This is a genomic window from Chloroflexus sp. (assembly GCF_049970315.1).
GTDB lineage: Bacteria > Chloroflexota > Chloroflexia > Chloroflexales > Chloroflexaceae > Chloroflexus.
In genome coordinates, this window is sequence record NZ_JBMFNE010000011.1 from 14096 (window position 1) to 31377 (window position 17282).

General features: G+C 56.1%; 13 protein-coding genes. 11 read left to right on the forward strand and 2 right to left on the reverse strand.

All coding sequences use genetic code 11. The features are described from left to right. Window positions 1–24: 24 nt before the first annotated feature. On the forward strand, window positions 25–1416 hold the full coding sequence (locus ACP5OT_RS09235) for an FAD-dependent oxidoreductase (protein ID WP_424675230.1): 1392 nt from the start codon (window positions 25–27) through the stop codon (window positions 1414–1416). 93 nt (window positions 1417–1509) lie between these two features. Continuing rightward, a complete protein-coding gene (locus tag ACP5OT_RS09240) occupies window positions 1510–4509 on the forward strand; it encodes a protein kinase domain-containing protein (RefSeq protein WP_428111449.1) in 3000 nt (999 codons plus the stop codon). A gap of 81 nt (window positions 4510–4590) precedes the next feature. On the opposite strand, the gene ACP5OT_RS09245 is transcribed toward ACP5OT_RS09240, so the two are convergent. Together ACP5OT_RS09245 and ACP5OT_RS09250 are read right to left on the reverse strand one after the other, a co-directional pair. Next, window positions 4591–5850: a glycosyltransferase gene (locus ACP5OT_RS09245; RefSeq protein ID WP_428111447.1), complete on the reverse strand. Its 1260-nt coding sequence runs from the start codon at window positions 5848–5850 to the stop codon at window positions 4591–4593. Window positions 5851–5862: 12 nt separating this feature from the next. Next, window positions 5863–6972: an aromatic ring-hydroxylating oxygenase subunit alpha gene (locus ACP5OT_RS09250; RefSeq protein ID WP_428111445.1), complete on the reverse strand. Its 1110-nt coding sequence runs from the start codon at window positions 6970–6972 to the stop codon at window positions 5863–5865. Window positions 6973–7051: 79 nt separating this feature from the next. On the opposite strand from ACP5OT_RS09250, the gene ACP5OT_RS09255 reads away from it, so the two are divergent. The 9 genes from ACP5OT_RS09255 to ACP5OT_RS09295 all read left to right on the forward strand — a co-directional run bounded on the left by ACP5OT_RS09255 (window position 7052) and on the right by ACP5OT_RS09295 (window position 17278). Next, window positions 7052–7660: a sulfite oxidase-like oxidoreductase gene (locus ACP5OT_RS09255; protein ID WP_424675226.1), complete on the forward strand. Its 609-nt coding sequence runs from the start codon at window positions 7052–7054 to the stop codon at window positions 7658–7660. After that, window positions 7647–8318: a deoxyribonuclease V gene (gene nfi, locus ACP5OT_RS09260; RefSeq protein ID WP_424675225.1), complete on the forward strand. Its 672-nt coding sequence runs from the start codon at window positions 7647–7649 to the stop codon at window positions 8316–8318. Before ACP5OT_RS09255 ends, nfi begins: the two co-directional genes overlap by 14 nt. A gap of 256 nt (window positions 8319–8574) precedes the next feature. Continuing rightward, window positions 8575–11073 (forward strand): lamin tail domain-containing protein, encoded by a 2499-nt coding sequence (locus ACP5OT_RS09265; protein ID WP_428131962.1) that lies wholly within the window; start codon window positions 8575–8577, stop codon window positions 11071–11073. Window positions 11074–11130: 57 nt separating this feature from the next. Further along, window positions 11131–12102 carry an ROK family protein gene (locus ACP5OT_RS09270; protein ID WP_424675223.1) on the forward strand — a complete coding sequence of 324 codons (972 nt, stop codon included), beginning with the start codon at window positions 11131–11133 and terminating at the stop codon, window positions 12100–12102. Between the two features lie 132 nt (window positions 12103–12234). Beyond that, window positions 12235–12384: a hypothetical protein gene (locus ACP5OT_RS09275; protein WP_015941759.1), complete on the forward strand. Its 150-nt coding sequence runs from the start codon at window positions 12235–12237 to the stop codon at window positions 12382–12384. Next, window positions 12381–14333 carry a hypothetical protein gene (locus tag ACP5OT_RS09280; protein WP_424675222.1) on the forward strand — a complete coding sequence of 651 codons (1953 nt, stop codon included), beginning with the start codon at window positions 12381–12383 and terminating at the stop codon, window positions 14331–14333. The genes ACP5OT_RS09275 and ACP5OT_RS09280 overlap by 4 nt, the downstream gene beginning before the upstream one ends. Window positions 14334–14498: 165 nt before the next feature. Beyond that, window positions 14499–15413, forward strand: coding sequence for a HEAT repeat domain-containing protein (locus ACP5OT_RS09285; RefSeq protein ID WP_428131965.1), 915 nt, complete (start codon window positions 14499–14501; stop codon window positions 15411–15413). A 6-nt stretch (window positions 15414–15419) separates the two neighbouring features. Then, window positions 15420–16229: a PIG-L deacetylase family protein gene (locus ACP5OT_RS09290; RefSeq protein WP_424675220.1), complete on the forward strand. Its 810-nt coding sequence runs from the start codon at window positions 15420–15422 to the stop codon at window positions 16227–16229. Continuing rightward, on the forward strand, window positions 16226–17278 hold the full coding sequence (locus ACP5OT_RS09295; protein WP_424675219.1) for a lipid II:glycine glycyltransferase FemX: 1053 nt from the start codon (window positions 16226–16228) through the stop codon (window positions 17276–17278). Before ACP5OT_RS09290 ends, ACP5OT_RS09295 begins: the two co-directional genes overlap by 4 nt. Window positions 17279–17282: the final 4 nt, after the last annotated feature.

Genomic DNA, 17282 nt, shown 5'->3' on the forward strand with positions numbered 1-17282 from the left:
AATAGCGACGAGGATCACACAACTATGCGGATTGTGATTGCAGGTGCCGGCCCTGCCGGCATGGTCGTAGCGCGGACGATGGTCGAGCGCGGTCACGACGTGATCGTGCTCGAGAAGCGACATGTGCCCGGTGGTAAGGTATCGGCGTGGCAAGATGCCGATGGTGACTGGATTGAAAGCGGATTGCACGTCTTTTTTGGTGCGTATCGCAATCTCTTGGCGTTTCTGGAGCGGTACGGTCTTGGCGACACCTTCAATTGGAAGCCGGCGGAGATGATCTTCGTCTCCGAGCGTCACGGTTTGGCGCCAATCCGATTTGTCCCGTGGTTACCGACACCCTTCAACGGTCTAGCCGGTGTTTTTGCCTTTAAGCCGCTCTCGTTGGCCGATAAGCTGCGCATGGGGTTAGGGCTGATACGGGTAATTTTTGGCGATCAGGAGTACGTCGATCAACAAGACAACGAGACCTACGCCTCGTGGCACTTGCGTCATGGGATGGGTCAGCGGTCGCTGGATGAAGTGATGCATACCATGGCGCTTGCGCTCAACTTCCAGCGCGCCGATCGCGTCTCGGCCAAGCTACCGTTAACGGCAATGCTCCACTTTGCGCATGAGAAAGAAGCACCGCGCATGGCGCTCGTTAAAGGTTCACCCGATACCAACATTTGGCGCCCGCTGATTGCGCAGATCGAGCGGTTGGGAGGAAAGGTCGAGCTGAATGCACGTGTGGCTGCCATTGAATACGATGCCGAGACGAATCAGGTGAGTGGATTCCGGCTCGACGATGGTCGTCTGGTGACCGGTGATGTCTATGTCTCGGCGATGCCGGTGCATAATCTACGCAAAGTTCTTTCGCCGGCTCTCCGTGAGATGCCCTATTTCGCGAACCTGAACCATCTGAAAGGGTCGCCGGTGATCACGATGCAACTCTTCTTCGACCGTCGGATTGCCGGCGTCGATAACCTGTTGTTTAGTGCCGGTACCCATCTGAGCGTCTATGCCGATATGGCGATGGTGGCCCCGGAGTATCATAAGGGTGAGCGAAGTATCATGCAGTTTGTGGTCGCGCCGGCTGCCGAGCTGATCAACTTGTCCGATGCTGAGTTAGTGCAATTTGTGATGAGTGAGTTTGTGCGTTTGCACCCGATTGCCCGCGAAGCCAAACTGCTCAAGCACACGATTGTACGTATTCCCAATTCGGTCTACCAGGCATTGCCGGGGGTCGATAAGTATCGGCCCGATCAGGCCACACCGGTGCGCAATTTGTTCCTCGCCGGCGATTATACGCGCCAACCCTTCTTGGCCTCAATTGAGGGAGCAGTGATCAGTGCGAATCGCTGTGTTGAACGTATTACCGAAGCACAGGCCCGCGGCGATCTGATGATTCAACCACAGATTCTTGCTGCAGCCGATTGAGACATCCCGTATACTGAAGGAGAGTGCTCATCGCGATCCGCCCTGTTGCGGGCGGGTCGTCGATTCGGAATTGAGTATCTGCAAAGGGTCGCCATGCTCGCAATCGATACCTTGCTAAACGGATATTACCGGATTACCGTTGTGCTCGACGCTTACCCCGATGCTGAGCTTTACCGGGCGATTGATCAGCGTTCATCGCTGCGCGTCTTGATTACCGCCTTGCCACAGCCGGATCAGACGGCGGTGAACGATGTCTTGCGGTTAGCCCGCGAGCTGGCGCAGGTGCAGATGCCGGGCTTCTTGGCGCTGCGCGACTATTTTGCGATTGAACACGTATGCTATCTGGTAGCCGATGATCCGGGTGGGTCAGATTTAGAACGGTTTGCGCGAGAACGCGGATCACCGTTGTCTGAACAAGAGACGCTGGCGATAGTCGACCGCTTATTGGCGGTTCTTGAACGGTTGCATCGTCATCAGCCGCCACTCTTGTTGGGTGATGTACGTACTTGTGATTTGTGGTCATCACCGGAAGGCGGGTTGAGTTTGGCGCCGTTCGCCTGTGCGCGCCATATTGGGACAGAGGCAACACCGTATCGTGCACCGGAGTTGTACGATCATACGGTTGAGCCGGCTCCGGTGAGTGATATTTATGCGATGGGGGCAGTGTTGTACCTCCTGCTGACCAGTTGGCCGCCACCGCCGGCCAATCAGCGTCAAGCCGGGATGCCGCTCAACGCACCGCGCGTGTTGAATCCGCAGGTGTCGGTACTGGCCGAACAATTGACCTTGCGAGCACTGGAATTGAAACCGGCTAACCGCTATCAGCAGGTAAGCGAGATGCGGAGCGCGCTCGAGACGGTTCGGCTAATGGCGGGACGACCGATGGGGGCTACCCCGCCAATTGAACATCCGGTTACCCCGGTAGTGCCTGTCCCTCCTCCGACGGCGCCGGTGACTGCTGTACCTACTCCGGCGCCGGCTGGACCGTTGCCTCCCACTCCACCACCAATTGCCGTACCGACAGCATCGGCGAATACACCGGTAGCCACCGCGCCGTCGCGGCCTTTTCTAAGTACCTCGTGTTTGTTGGCAATTGTGGGCGGTTTGGCCGTGATTGCGCTCGGCGTGTGTGTCCTGGTGGCAGTGCTAGTTGGTTTGTATATGACCAATAGCTCGGTCTTCGGGTGGCTCGGTAGTACTGCGGCGATGGCACCGACAGCGCCTGCTTTGCCTACTCCGTCTGCTGCAGTGACGACAGAATTGCGACAACAGGTTGAGGCGATTGCGCAAACCGCTCAGCTACGTGAAGACGGTCTAGGTGCTGCAACGTATAGCCCCGACAGTCAACTCATTGCGGTTGCTGTTGGTAAGGTGGTACAGCTGCGGGATGCTGAGACGTTGGCCTTACGACAATCGCTCAACGGTCATTTGGGTGATGTTAGTGCGTTAGTGTTTAGCCCTGATGGTACAATCCTTGCTTCTGGTGCGCAAGATGATCCGGTCGTGCGGTTGTGGAATGTGCGTAACGGTCGTGAGGTGCTCCAGTTGCAAGGTCACGAAGATTGGATCCGCTCGCTGGCGTTTAGTCCCGATGGCCGATTGCTAGCTTCGGGGAGTGCTGACCGCACAATTAGGATTTGGGACGTTGCCCGTGGCGAGACGCTCGTGGTGTTGCGAGGACATACCGACTTGCTCGGCAATGTGACGTTTAGTCCTGATGGTCGGCGATTGGCCTCAGCCTCGCGCGATGGGACGGTGCGCTTGTGGGATGTAGTGAGCGGGCAGCAGATCGATACGTTTCGGTTTACCGCGCCGGTTGATACCCAAAGTAATACACCGTTTTGGATGACGGGGATCGCGTTTTCTCCTGATGGTCGTCAAATCGCAGCCGGATCGATTAACGGTAATGTCTACCTCCTCGATGCTGAAACAGGAAATGTTCAGCGCGAACTGCGTGGTCATGATGGGTGGGTGGTGATTCGTGGGGTCGCGTACAGCCCGGATGGTCGCCTGTTGGCTAGTGCTAGCCTCGATGGGAGTGTACGGCTCTGGAATCCGGTGAATGGGGTCGAGCGTGAAGTGTTGCGGCAACGCGGTCTTCGTTTACTTGGCTTAAGCTGGAGCCCCGATGGTTCGCGTATTCTCTCATCGAGCGATATGGGCGGGAATCTGGCTATTTGGGATGTGGCTTCAGCCCAGATCGTGCAGAGTTTTCAAATAACTCAAGGGGTTGTAACGGGTGTTCACTATAGCCCTGACGGCAAGTTGCTAGTTGCGAGCGGTGCGAACGGTGCGGTACGAGTGCATGTCCTTGAGAGTGGACGTACCTTGAACCTTGACGGTGGCGCGGCGACGAATGATTATATCGAATGTATTAGCAATAACGAAGTGGTGGCAATTAGTGAAGCCGGTGAGATTGTCGTCATTGATTTAACCAATCGCCGTCCCAACGAAATGCTCGACGGCATGAATGGTTTTCCGCTCAATCTGGCGGTAAGTCCGGATCGTAGTTTGATCGCAGTTGGGAACGAGCGGGGTGAAATCTACCTGTGGGAGACGGCGAGCCGCACCTACTTACGTCGGTTGGACGGTCTGAGTGGGCCGGTTTATACGTTGGCCTTCAGTGCCGACAACGCTTATCTCGCTGCTGCGACGAACCAGCCTGCTGATGCACCGCAGATTGCCGTCTGGGAGCTGGCGCGTGGGGGGAATCCGCAAATTCTCCGTGGTCACAATGGGCCGATTGCGAAGTTAGTCTTCTCTGGTACGCTTCTCCTCAGCGCTAGTAGCGATGGTTCGTTGCGGATGCGCGATGTGGCGCATGGTTATGCCGAAGTATTGCAGATGAGTCTGCCGGCAGATCGCGGCTGGATGACGAGTGTTGCCATTACGCCCAATGGTAAGGTGTTAGTTGCCGGTACAATTAGCGGTTATCTGGGATTTTACAACATCAGCAACGGCGAATTACTGCGAGAGATCGATTTGGCTTCCGGTGCGGTGCTCGATCTCGCTATTACCCCTGATGGTCGGCAATTAGCCGTTAGTACGCGCGATGAAGGCATCTTGTTGTTCGATCTGTCGTCGGTACGGTAGGATGATGGTTCGGCACGAGGCGTAGGTGCCGGATCGGGTAGTGTTGAATGGTAGCTAGAAAAATTATTTAGTAGCGCTAAATTATCTTGTGAAGAGAGCTTCTTGTTTAGTCCCAAAATACCGCCGTTCAATCTGCTCGACGGCGGCTACTACTCCTTTTTCAACTTGCATTTGTGCGCTTACGTTGGCAGCGCGCTGACGGTATTCCGGTGCCAGTGCCTGTTCAAGGGCGTAACATAAACGCGCAACCGACAATTCGCTCGGCGAGATCGGTGGTGGATTGGCGCCGGTCAGGTGCGCACGCCAAGCCCAAAACGGTTGATCGGCGGCAAACGGTATGATGATGGCGGGGATGCCGGCGCGGAGCGCGGTAGCGGTTGTCCCTGCGCCACCGTGATGAATCATCGCGGCGGCTTGCGGGAGAAGCCAATCGTGCGGCAGTTCATCGGCGAGATAGATGTCGTTGGATCGATTGGTGAGTTCGAGTCGTGCCCAACCGCGTTGGATAATGCCCCGCTGACCGGTCTGGCGTAGCGCCGACAGTACGATATGCATCAGTTGTGGTGTGTCGCGCGTTGCCATACTGCCAAAATTGACGACAACCGGTGGTGGACCACCGGCGAGAAAGACACGGAGATCGGGCGGCGGTTGCCAGTAAGTATGCTCCAGATACCACGGACCCGTTTGTACCGTAAGTGGTCCTGTTCCCGGCGGGACAAGCGTCGCGCTGTAGGCGAGCAACAGTGGAATCTGACGACCGGGCATCGCCCACGATAGACGAGGTGGACCGATGTCTGGCGCACGTCGGCGGATCATGCGATAGGTGAGCTGCTGGCTATATTGAAAGACAGTCTGGGCGAAACGATGGCTCAGTCGGCGCCAGCGTAGTCCCATCGAGGTCTTCGGCCACATAATGCTGGCAATCTCATCGGGTGGGTCGAAAAAGGGAAAGAGATCGACGGCCCATTCACGAATGCCGTATTGCTGAGCATAGAGATGACCGACGGCAACCGTCAAAAATGTATGGATAATCACATCGGCATTTGCTGCTGCTCGTTGCAGCCGACGCGCCACTTCGACGCCGAGTGGTAGAGCAAAGCGGTAGACAATACCGATTAAGCGTAACGGACGGTTACGAGCTTCGTCGGCGATCTGCCGTGCCAGTGTTTCGACATCACCCGGTAGTGGTACAAAGTCAATTCCATACGCCGCAGCAAATGTGGCAAAGCGGGCCGGTGCAGCGAGGATCGGGGTGTGACCGGCAGCGCGGAGTGCCTTCCCCAGTGCCACAAATGGTTGAACGTCACCGCGACTGCCGTAGGTACACATGAAGATTCGCATAACGTGTGTATCTTATTCTTCACCCATGATCCGTAGATATTCCTGATCGAATTGCCACAACAATCCTTCTGATTGAGCATACGGGCCGGGGCGATACGCACGTGAACTGACTCCTTGCTGCGATAACTCGCAGACTCGCCAGTCTTGGCGGTTGGTGCGATCCCAAAACTCAACGGCGTCAGAAGGATCGAAATCGGGTGTAGCCATTACTTCCGGCGCAAAGTACCAGGAACAGACAATCGTCGTTGCATCGGGGCGTTGTGGGATTAGACGATGCGCCATCACGTAATCGGGATGGAGACTGAGGAGCAGATTGGGAAAGATGGAGTAGTAATAAACGCGCCGCCGATCTTCGGCGTTTAGACCGGGCAACGGTGGGCGACGAGTATGACCGTCTAGCGTCATGCTCTCGTGTTTCAGATCCATATATCCACCGAGAAACGGGCCACTCGTCAGATCGTTGCGCCCGCTTTGCCACGGAGAAACGGCTACGAGTTCGGGGTGAATAAGTGGGCAATGGTAACACTCCGAATAGTTAGCAATAATCAGCTTCCAGTTGGCCGCCACTTCGTAAACAATCTGAGCGCCGCAGCGCAATCGTCCGGAATCCCACGCCTGAAACTTTCCGATGAGCGGCGCAAACGCGCGCTCGAATGCAACGGGCTGTTCGGCCAGTGATACGAACACAAACCCATCCCATTCGGCGACGGCAGCACTCAGTAACGGCCAGTCTTCACAGCGAAACCCCGGCGCGTCCTGCATATAGCGAGCGGTCGCCAGTGTCCCATCGAGCCGGTACGTCCATGCGTGGTACGGACAGACAATCGTTTCGCCTAACTTACCTTGCAACTCTGTGCAGAGACGCGCTCCGCGATGACGACAGACGTTATAATGTGCATGGAGTTGACCGGTCTGGTCGCGTAGGAGGATAAGGCTTTCGCCGGCGACTTCGATTAGACGGTATGCGCCGGCAGTAGCGACATCTTCACTCCGCCCGACGCAGACCCATGTGCGCGCAAAGATGCGGTCTTGTTCACGGATAAAGATGTCGGTTGAGCTAAAATAATAGCCGGGCAAGGTGTAGGCCGGACGATCAAGTGATGCACGGACAAAGGTCGTCATCCCCAACTCCTTTCATATGCAGTATAATAACGTTTGAAAAGAAGCTTCTATCGTTATAGTGTGATCCAAGGAGGGACGCATGTTTAACCCTTTCAAACGAAAAGATCCAACCGATCAGGATAAGCGTGTTCCACCGGGGCAATATGTCACTGACAAATTTCCGGTGTTGCATTACGGGACCGTCCCTCAGTATACCAATGTTGAAGAGCAGTGGGATCTGCGGTGTTGGGGAGAGTTGGCTGAGCCGGTTCGGTTCAGTTTTCTTGAATTTCGTGCTCTGCCGACGGTGACGATTAAGACCGATATCCATTGTGTGACGCGCTGGAGCAAACTCGATACGGTGTGGGAAGGTGTCAGTTTTCGTGAATTTCTGCGTCATATTCCACCACTCAAACCATCGGCGCGGTTTGTCGTTGCCCACAGCGAACAGGGTTATACGGCGAATCTTCCGCTTGATGTTCTGCTCGATGATGATGTGCTGTTGGCTTATAAGTATGATAACCAAGAGCTGACTCCTGAGCACGGGTATCCACTGCGCTTATTGGTCCCCAAGAAGTACTTCTGGAAGAGCGCAAAGTGGCTACGCGGCTTGGAGTTCCTCGATCACGACCGGCTTGGTTTCTGGGAACGCTACGGTTATAACAATAACGCCGACCCCTGGCGTGAAGAGCGATATGCCGACGATTGATGATCACGATGAACGTATTGCGGCGGCAATTGCCGAACAGCATGCGTTACGCGCACGTGTGTCGCTTTGTGATGAGTTTAGCGACCTACGTCTGGTGGCCGGTGTCGATGCCGGTTTTGAGAACGAAGGTACTGTGATCCGTGCGGCGGTCGTCGTCTTGCGCTTTCCTGATCTGGCGCCGGTCGATTACGCATTGGTACGCCAGCCGGTGACATTCCCCTATGTGCCGGGTTTATTGGCTTTTCGGGAGGTGCCGGCGATGATTGCCGCCTTCGACCACTTACACACCGAGCCTGATATGGTGATCTGTGATGGGCACGGTATTGCTCATCCGCGGAGGTGTGGGATTGCTTGTCATCTTGGCGTGTTGCTGAATCTGCCGACTATTGGTTGTGCGAAACAGCGATTAATTGGTCGCTATGTGGCACCGCCGACGGTGCGAGGTGCACGTAGTCCATTGTACGACGGCTCAGAACAGATCGGCTGGGTGTTGCGCACGCGCGCTGATGCCCAGCCGGTCTTTGTTTCGCCCGGTCATCGGGTAAGTCTCGACCGTGCCACTGAAGTGGTGATGGCTTGTACAACACGCTTCCGCCTACCCGAAACAACCCGCTTTGCCCATCGCTTGGCATCGTATGGTCAGTTACCGTTGGTGTAAGATTGCGATGTGTTTGCAGCAGAATGGAACAGAAGATTGGGATGGAGGTCTGATCTGTCGCATTATGCGATGAGCATTAGTTTGTGAAGCTATCACAATGTGTTGAGGATCGGAGCGACGGTGCAATAAACCGTCGTTTTTTTGTTGTGGGCAGCGAGGTCAGCGACAATGCTTCACGATTGTTCAATGTTCGCGCATCTTTTTTCCACCTTGTGCGGTTTATTAGTAGAGCACGCAATCTACCGGAGTAACCGCAATGTGTTGGAGGTTCATCACAATTCTGATCTTGGGCTTGGTCGGTGGTTGGTGGCAACCATTGTATGCCCAGCTTCCATCGGTCCTCATCAACGAGGTCATGCATTATCCGTCGACCGGCGCGGAATGGGTAGAACTCTATAATTCCGGCGCGTTGCCCATCGATCTCAGCGGCTGGCGGATTGATGATGCTACGATTGGCGGTCTCCATACGATCATTGCTGAGGGCACGATTATCCCACCCGGTGATTTACTGGTTGTTGAGCTGTCTAACCCGATACTCAACAATAATGATCCAGATCAGGTTCAGTTGAGTGACCGTTTCGGCAACTTAATTGATCAGAGTCCGCTGACAATAGTGTCACGCGATCAGACAATTGCTCGCCAACCCGATGGGAGCCCGTATTGGCAGATCGGTCCATCATCACAATCGGTATGGAATGGTGGCGTAGCACCGACAATGATAGTCCCGTCTGCGACAAGTGAAACGATGACTGCTACCGTGACGATGACGGCCATCGGCATGTCCACGCCTACCGCGACAATTGCCACCGACATATCCTCCCCAACCGCGACATTGGTAGCGACGGCACTGCCGACCGAAACGGCGACACCGGTGGCGACGGCATCGCCGACCGAAACAGCAACCCCGACGGTCACGGCGACAGCAACCCCGGCGGTCGAGCAGGTCATCATCACCGAGATCGCGGCGGCAGGGGAGGTGGAATGGATTGAGCTGACCAACCGGGGTGAGAGTACAGTGGTAGTGGTTGGGTGGGTCGTGGAGCGGGTGAGCAGCAGTGGCAGCAGCGTGCGGCGCGCGCTCCCCGACCTGACGATAGCGCCGGGGGCGTATGTCGTGGTCGAGGTGCCGCGCGGGACGCTCCCCGATAGCGGCGGTGCGCTGCGGTTGTGGTGGGGAGAGCGGGCGATGAGTACGGTGGTGACGTACCCGGCGCTGACCGCCACGACGGTCTATGCGCGGCGTGAGGTTGACGCCGATGCGTGGGTGATCAGTACGGTGGCGACGCCGGGCGCGGCGAATATCTTTCCCACTCCGACAGCGCCTGCCACCACAACCCCGACGGTCACGGCGACACCGGTGGCGACGGCATCGCCGACCGAAACAGCAACCCCGACGGTCACGGCGACAGCAACCCCGGCGGTCGAGCAGGTCATCATCACCGAGATCGCGGCGGCAGGGGAGGTGGAATGGATTGAGCTGACCAACCGGGGTGAGAGTACAGTGGTAGTGGTTGGGTGGGTCGTGGAGCGGGTGAGCAGCAGTGGCAGCAGCGTGCGGCGCGCGCTCCCCGACCTGACGATAGCGCCGGGGGCGTATGTCGTGGTCGAGGTGCCGCGCGGGACGCTCCCCGATAGCGGCGGTGCGCTGCGGTTGTGGTGGGGAGAGCGGGCGATGAGTACGGTGGTGACGTACCCGGCGCTGACCGCCACGACGGTCTATGCGCGGCGTGAGGTTGACGCCAATGCGTGGGTGATCAGTACGGTGGCGACGCCGGGCGCGGCGAATATCTTTCCCACTCCGACAGCGCCTGCGACGGCAACGGTTCCGTCTAGCGCAGTGGTGACTAACACGCCCACAGTAACCAAGACTCCTACTGCTTCCAATACCCCGACGTACACAAAAACACCGACTATGACGAAGACCCCCACCGCTACAAAAACACCAACGGCTACAAAAACACCGACGGCTACAAAAACGCCGACGGCTACAAAAACACCAACGGCTACAAAAACGCCGACGGCTACAAAAACACCGACGGTGACGAGGACAACGGCGTCAATGGTAAGCGCCATCCCGACTGCTTGGCCGGCAGGAAGTGTGGTGATCGGTGCGTTGTTGCCGATCCCAGAGAGTGGGCAGAGTGAATGGATTGAACTTGCCAATCAACTGACGACACCGATTCAGCTCGGTGGTTGGTTTATCACCGATGCTAGCGGTCAGCGTCGGTTGCTCTCTGAACAGGAATTGATGGCAGGGGCAACAGTGCGGATTTCACTTTCGCGGGCTTTGCTGAACAACAGTGGCGATAGTGTTCAATTACACGACCCGTCGGGCACGGTGATTGACACGTTTCGTTATTCAACCGCAACGGTTGGTAGTGTTATCCGGCGACAGCCGGCTTTGTCAGCATCTGGGGTGGCAGTGCTGGTTGCTACCAATGTACCGATGTCCATACCGCCGGCAATACAGGCTTCGGCGGAATTGGCTGTGACGGTAGTTATCGTCCCCACCAATCGTCGGCCTGCCTCATTGTTACCCCGTGTACCGGTTTCTGGTGCTCTACCCACCATGTTGTCTACTGCTCCAGCAGTCACGTCGTTGCCGGTCGTAACGAGTGAATGTACCACGTGTGTACAACCAAACTGGTCTTTATCACGTATTGCTGCTGCCATTTTGGGTGTTCTTGCCCTCCTACTCTTTGTTGCCGAACCAACATCGGTGAAAACTGCGCAACGCGATCAGGATATGCTATAATCTCACAACACCGGTGTAGCCGATAACCTGAAAAGATAATTCAGAGAGGAACCCCCTATGAAAGATCTGCCTACCCTGATCGGTGAACGGTTGACGCAGAACCTGTGGGGCGTTCTCGGTAATCAAGGTTATATTCTGGGGATCGATCTCGGTAGTTACGGTTTGCGGGTAGCGTTGGTCGATCTCCAGCATCATACCTATCACAACGCAGCGATCGAATCGGTCGAGCACGAAGATCCCGACGCCACAGTTAAGCGTGTCGTTGAACTGGCACGAGGCCTAATGGCTCATACCGGCGCAACCATCGATCGATTGGTACGGGTTGGTGTCGGTTTTAGTGGACCGGTCGATCTACGCTATGGTACAGTGCGCTTAGCACTCCGGCGGCCCGGTTGGGAAAATTACCCTCTCCAGGAACGGTTTGAGCAGGCGTTTGATACCGTCACCCTGATCGATAATGATGCGAACTTGATCGCACTCGGTGAGGCGACGTTTGGGGTTGGGAAGGGATGCCAACATCTCTTCTACTTCCACCTCAGTACCGGTGTCGGTGGTGGTGCGGTGTTGAACGGTCGTCTTTATCACGGCGCACACTCAATGGCCGGCGAAATCGGGCACGCGGTCGTCGGGCACGGATGGGATGGTGATGGTCGTCCGGAGACGCTCGAAGAGTTAGTTTCGATTGGGGGGTTGTTACGGCGAGCTGCTGCTGGGGGACTCACTACCGATCGGTTGGAAGACATCTTTAGCGATCACCCGGTGGCGCATCGAGTTGTGCAGCATACCGTCGATTTGATGGCTACCCGGATTGCCCAGGTCATTGCACTCCTTGATCCTGAAATGGTCGTGCTGGGTGGAATTGTCGTTCGGATTGGCGGCGATCGCTTCGTTGAGGCGATTGCGTCGAAGGTGAACAATTTTATTGCGCCACAATTTACCCGTCCGGTGCCGGTCGTTGCCTCGATTCTTGGTCCCGATAGTGTAGCGATCGGGGCAGTGGCGATGGCACTCGATAGTTTATCGGATTGATGCTCAGCGCTGTTTGCACGGAGCGCCGAGCAATGTTACAATGCAATAAGCTATATCGTAGCCCTACGGATAGCAGGGAGGCATCGTCCGCCTCTCTGTTTCCTGTTGTCTGTAAGTATAGTTGGGGGCAAAATGGACGCGAAGACGATCATCTTTGGCGATACTGCTATCGACCGTTTGCTCCAATGGTTGCGTGCAAGCGGTGAACCGAAGGACGTGCGCGAAGTGTTGCTTCAATATCTCGAAATCTTACACAAGTTGGTGACGGAGGAGAGCGAATGACCGCCACAACTGGAACATTGGCCGATGAAGTATGGCGACTAATGACCGCGCAAGGTATCCTCTTCGCCGTTGATGCCCCTATCCGCCAGACCCTCAGCAATCTGGTTGAGTTTTTTGCTGCCCGGCTCCAACGCGATCCTGATAGTGTGCGTGCTGAACTCGAAGCTGCTCTTGCCGCCGATGCGCGGTTTACTCGAGAGGAGATAAACGGTCAGGTCGTATTTGTTACCTCTCGGCAAGGGCATTATGTTTCGCCCGACACAACTGATACCCATACATTTAAACAGCGTCTCTACGATCCGGAGAAACCACTACCGGTTGACGATCTGAGCGTTGTGGTGTCGACATCACGTCCGGCATTAACGACGGTAGAGCCGGTGTATATCTCCGATTATTGGATTGAGCAGGCACGGTTGGTAGCGGCTGCCAAAGCCGCCGAACAAGTGTCGCCGGTAGAAGTGCCTGCACCGGCTGTAGGAGAGCCGGTTGTGGTTGAGCAACCGGTCACTGAATTGAAGCCATCACCGGCTGTGGCCGAGGTGACGACACCGCCGGTAGAAGGCGAGACGACGGCTGAGGTGGTTGGGTCGTCTGAGCCGGCTGTAGCTGAGCCGGTAGCTACCGAGGTGACGCTGCCATCCGAACCTGCCAAGCCGAGCACGGTGATCGTTGTCGAGGGGGTCGCGATTGATCTACGTCGCTCGCCAGCCGAGATAGTTGCTGAACACGGTTCGCTGCTTGAGCGTGTTCTGACCGAGCGGCTTGAGCAAGATCCACTGCGGCGCATCGTGAGCTTTGGTCGCTTGCATTATCCTGAGGCGAACCTTGTCAGCTTTGGTAAAAACGATCTCCGCAAGATTCGCGACTACATTATCGAACGGAACGAGCCGCTTCTCGATACCGAGATCATCGCCGACCTCTACTATCATAACCCGCGTCAACCCGATTACGAAGTCTTCCGTTTCTCGCTCAACTATCGCTTGTCGCGCGAGAAGGATTTTGAGTTTGTTGGGGTTGAAGGGGCAAACATCTGGTCAACGAAGGGCTTGCCCTCGATTGGCTCGAAGCGCGTGAAAGCGGCAGAGATGGGGCAGTTGACATCCTATCTCATCGAGGGCTTTGACGATAGTCTCGCCGATGAGAGTGCTGCGTCGATTGCCGCAAGTGGGAGTGTGACACGCTTCCTGACCTTCTTTGAATGGGAGTACGGCGTGCTGCCGCTCGATGCGGCGATGACTGCGCTGTTGCCGAAACCGGTCTTCGCCGATCAACGCAGTGCCGTTCTGCGCTTCAATTCGCCACAGCACTTTAGCTCGTATTTGGTAGAAGTCCGTTATCCGACCGGTAACCGCGGTGGGTGGTTGCAAGGGCTAGAGGACTTCTTCCACGAGCATCTTGTGCCCGGTGCGCTGATCACGATTAGTCGTACCGATGCTGTGAATGTCTTTTCGATCAGCTATGAAGAGGCTGATGAAACGATGGCACGCTTGCTGACGTTCGATGAAAAGAAGAATAAGTTCTCCTTCGCGAATATGACCTTCTATTGCATGGTTGATGACGATCTGCTGCCTGAGCAGAATCACTACGGCAAGCTGCGCAATCTGAAGGCGTTTGCGATGGGTGAACGGCGTAAGGCAGAGATGATCCTCGAACACGTGTGCGAAACGATGGGGGAACGGAGTGGGAGCCGTGACCAGCCCATGTACCGTGTGACGTTCGATGATGTATTTATTGCGTACAATGTGCTGCGTCCGGCGTCACGCTCATTTCTACAAGCACTCATCAATAGTCACCCCTCTATCGCTGCCGATCCGGCTGCACCGGGGAGTTTCCTCTTCACCCCGCCATCGGTGGAGAGGGGAGCTGATGAAGCTGAGGATGAGGAAAATTTGCCGATTCAGCCGACTTTGCGCCGGCGCAGTGGTCGCTATATCGAAGACGATGAGTAGCGCTGGCGGCTGTTGATCTGCAATCGGTGAGTATACGAGTTTCAGGTGAGGTTCTCTTATCCAAGCCAATATCGATGAAGAGGGGCAGCTTCTGAGAGCTGCCCTCTCTTTCCTACGACGATAGTGTATATGTACCCGGTTGGATAATCACCTACGTATATCATTATGATCAAACCAACGTTTGCTGAACGTGTTGCTCAGCTTGAAACGAGTGACAAAGCGCCAACTCGCCTCGATCTGAAATTGCTGGCGAACCTTGGTCCCGAAAGTGTCTACATTTTTTGGGAACAGTGGCGTACATTTAGTCTCGAACGGCGACGCCACATCATGCGTCTGCTTGCCGAGATGGCAGAAGAGCAGATCCAGCTTGATTACCGTCCGGTGTTCCGCGCCTGTCTAGCCGATCAAGACCCCGAAATCCGGGTGCTGGCCATTGAAGGGTTGTGGGAAGATGACCACGAACAGATGATGGATCGACTGATTCAGATGATCCACGACCCGGCGGGTGAGGTGCGAGCTGCGGCATTGCTCAGCCTCGCTCGTTTTGCCTATCGTGCCGAGATCGGTGAGTTGGCGGCAAGTGCCTGTGAACGCTTGCATGCAGCATTACTTGCGGCTGCTAATGATGAGGCTCAGCCGCTTGAGGTGCGGCGGCGGGCTATTGAGGCCCTCGGTTACTTTGCCACGTCGCACGCTGCCCAAGATGCTATCGGGCGGGCGTACTATGAAGATGACATTCTCATGCGTGAGAGTGCTGTCTTGGCGATGGGCCGCTCAATGCTACCGACCTGGATGCCGTATATCAAACGCGAGTTGCAAAGCCCGTCGCCGGCGTTACGCTACGAAGCGGCACGTGCGGTCGGTGAATTTGGTGAAGATGGGCGTGATTTGCTGCCGTTACTCTTGCCGTTGGTGGAAGAGGAAGATACTGAAGTAGCCCTTGCGGCGATTTGGGCGCTCGGTCAGGTGGGTGGCCCAGATGCACGCCGGATTTTGCAACGGCTGTCTCGTTCACGGGATGAAACCCGGGCGCAGGCGGCCCAAGATGCGCTTGCCGAACTCGATTTTGATACCCTCTGAGGATGTATGCCGTTTGTTACCGAACAGGCCGCGACATTGCCCGACGGCTATCGTCATATCGTGTTGTCGCCGCATCTTGATGATGCGGCGCTTTCCTGTGGAGGCTTTATTGCCCGCGCTACCACTCTCGGTGAACCGGTCTTAGTGGTAAATATCTGTAGTGGTAGCCCACCACCGGATACCGAGTTTAGTCCGTTTGCCCAATCGTTGCATGCCCGCTGGGGTTTGCCACCGGCCACGGTCGTTGCTCACCGACGAGTTGAAGATGCTGCGGCGCTGGGTGTACTTGGCGTCGATGCCTTGCTTGTCCCCGCACTGGATGCGATTTATCGCCGACCCGATGTCTATGCCGATGAGACGAAGCTGTTTGCCGTTCCGGCCCCTGATGATGATCTGGCCGATGTGGTTCGTACACTCATCGCTAGCTTAACCGAACGCTACGCGCGGGCCAGTTTTTATCTTCCCTTAGGTGTTGGCCTCCATGTCGATCATCAACTGGTCTTTAGCGCGGCAACTGCTGCGTTGCTTGAAACAGGTGTCTCCTATGCTTATTACGAGGATTTTCCTTATGCGCGGCAGGAAGCAGCCGTCGAGCAACGCATGACGATGATCGGGCGTGAACGTTATGCACCGCGCTATGTTCCGCTCGATGAGGTATTGCTTACGCGCAAGATAACCGCGATCTCGGCGTATGCCAGTCAATTGGGTGTGCTCTTCGGCGGTACGGCGGCGATGCCGGCGGCCGTTACCGAATACGCAATGCGCGTTGCACCGCAGAATATGCGCTATGCCGAGCGACAATGGGTACGGGTATGAGGTGGTTCATCGGCATTCCCGATCAGGTGCAGTGGGATGCCTTCGTCGCTGCTCATCCGCACGGTAATTTGTTGCAGGCGAGTCCGTGGGGTAGGCTGAAAGAACAATTTGGCTGGCATTGCCGCCGGTTGGCGGTGTTCGATTCGATGGGGACCCCTGTCGCCGGTTGCCAGGTGTTGTTTCGCCGAGCTTATGGTTTGGCATTCGGCTATGTGCCACGTGGCCCGTTGTTGGCTGGCGATCCGGCCATTGATGATCGGTTGATACGGGCGTTGCGATGGTTGGGTTGGCGGATGGCTGCGGTACTGATCAGATTGGAACCGAATGTATTGCTTGATGAACCCCACGCAACGACCCTGATGGATTGGGTACACCGTCATCGCTGGCCAATAGCCGAGACGATCCAACCCCGTAGTACCATTTTGGTCGACCTCCAACCGACCGAAGAGGCGCTCTTCGCTGCTTGCTCGAAGGGTCATCGCGCCGATATTCGCCGCGCCGAGCGGCTTGGCGTGACCGTGCGGGTAGGCGATGAAACCGATCTTACGACGTTTTATACTATTATGCAGGCTACCGGTAGTCGAGCGTCATTTGCTATTCATAGTCCTGAGTATTACACCGCTGCGTGGCGACTGCACCGGCCGCGTGCTCGGTTGCTGATCGCCGAACACGATGGCGGGCCGGTCGCTGCTCATCTGGTTTTCGCCGATGCTCGTTATGGGCGTTATCTCTACAGTGGGGCAACGGACGTGGGTTTGCGCAGTGGCGCTAATCATCTCCTTGAGTGGCATGCAATGCGTTGGGCGCGTGCATTGGGCTGTATCGGTTACGATCTGTGGGGCATCCCCGATGCCCTTGGTCAAGCCGCCTATGCGCCTGATGAACAGACCCGTCTGGCCCTCGAACAAGCAGCCCACCATGATCCTCTAATCGGTGTCTATCGCTTTAAGAAGGGATTTGGTGGCCGAATTGTGCGTTTCGTCCCGGCATTCGATGTCGTGTTGATGCCACCACTGTATGCGCTTGCGCGGCGTGCATTGGGAGGCTAATCCG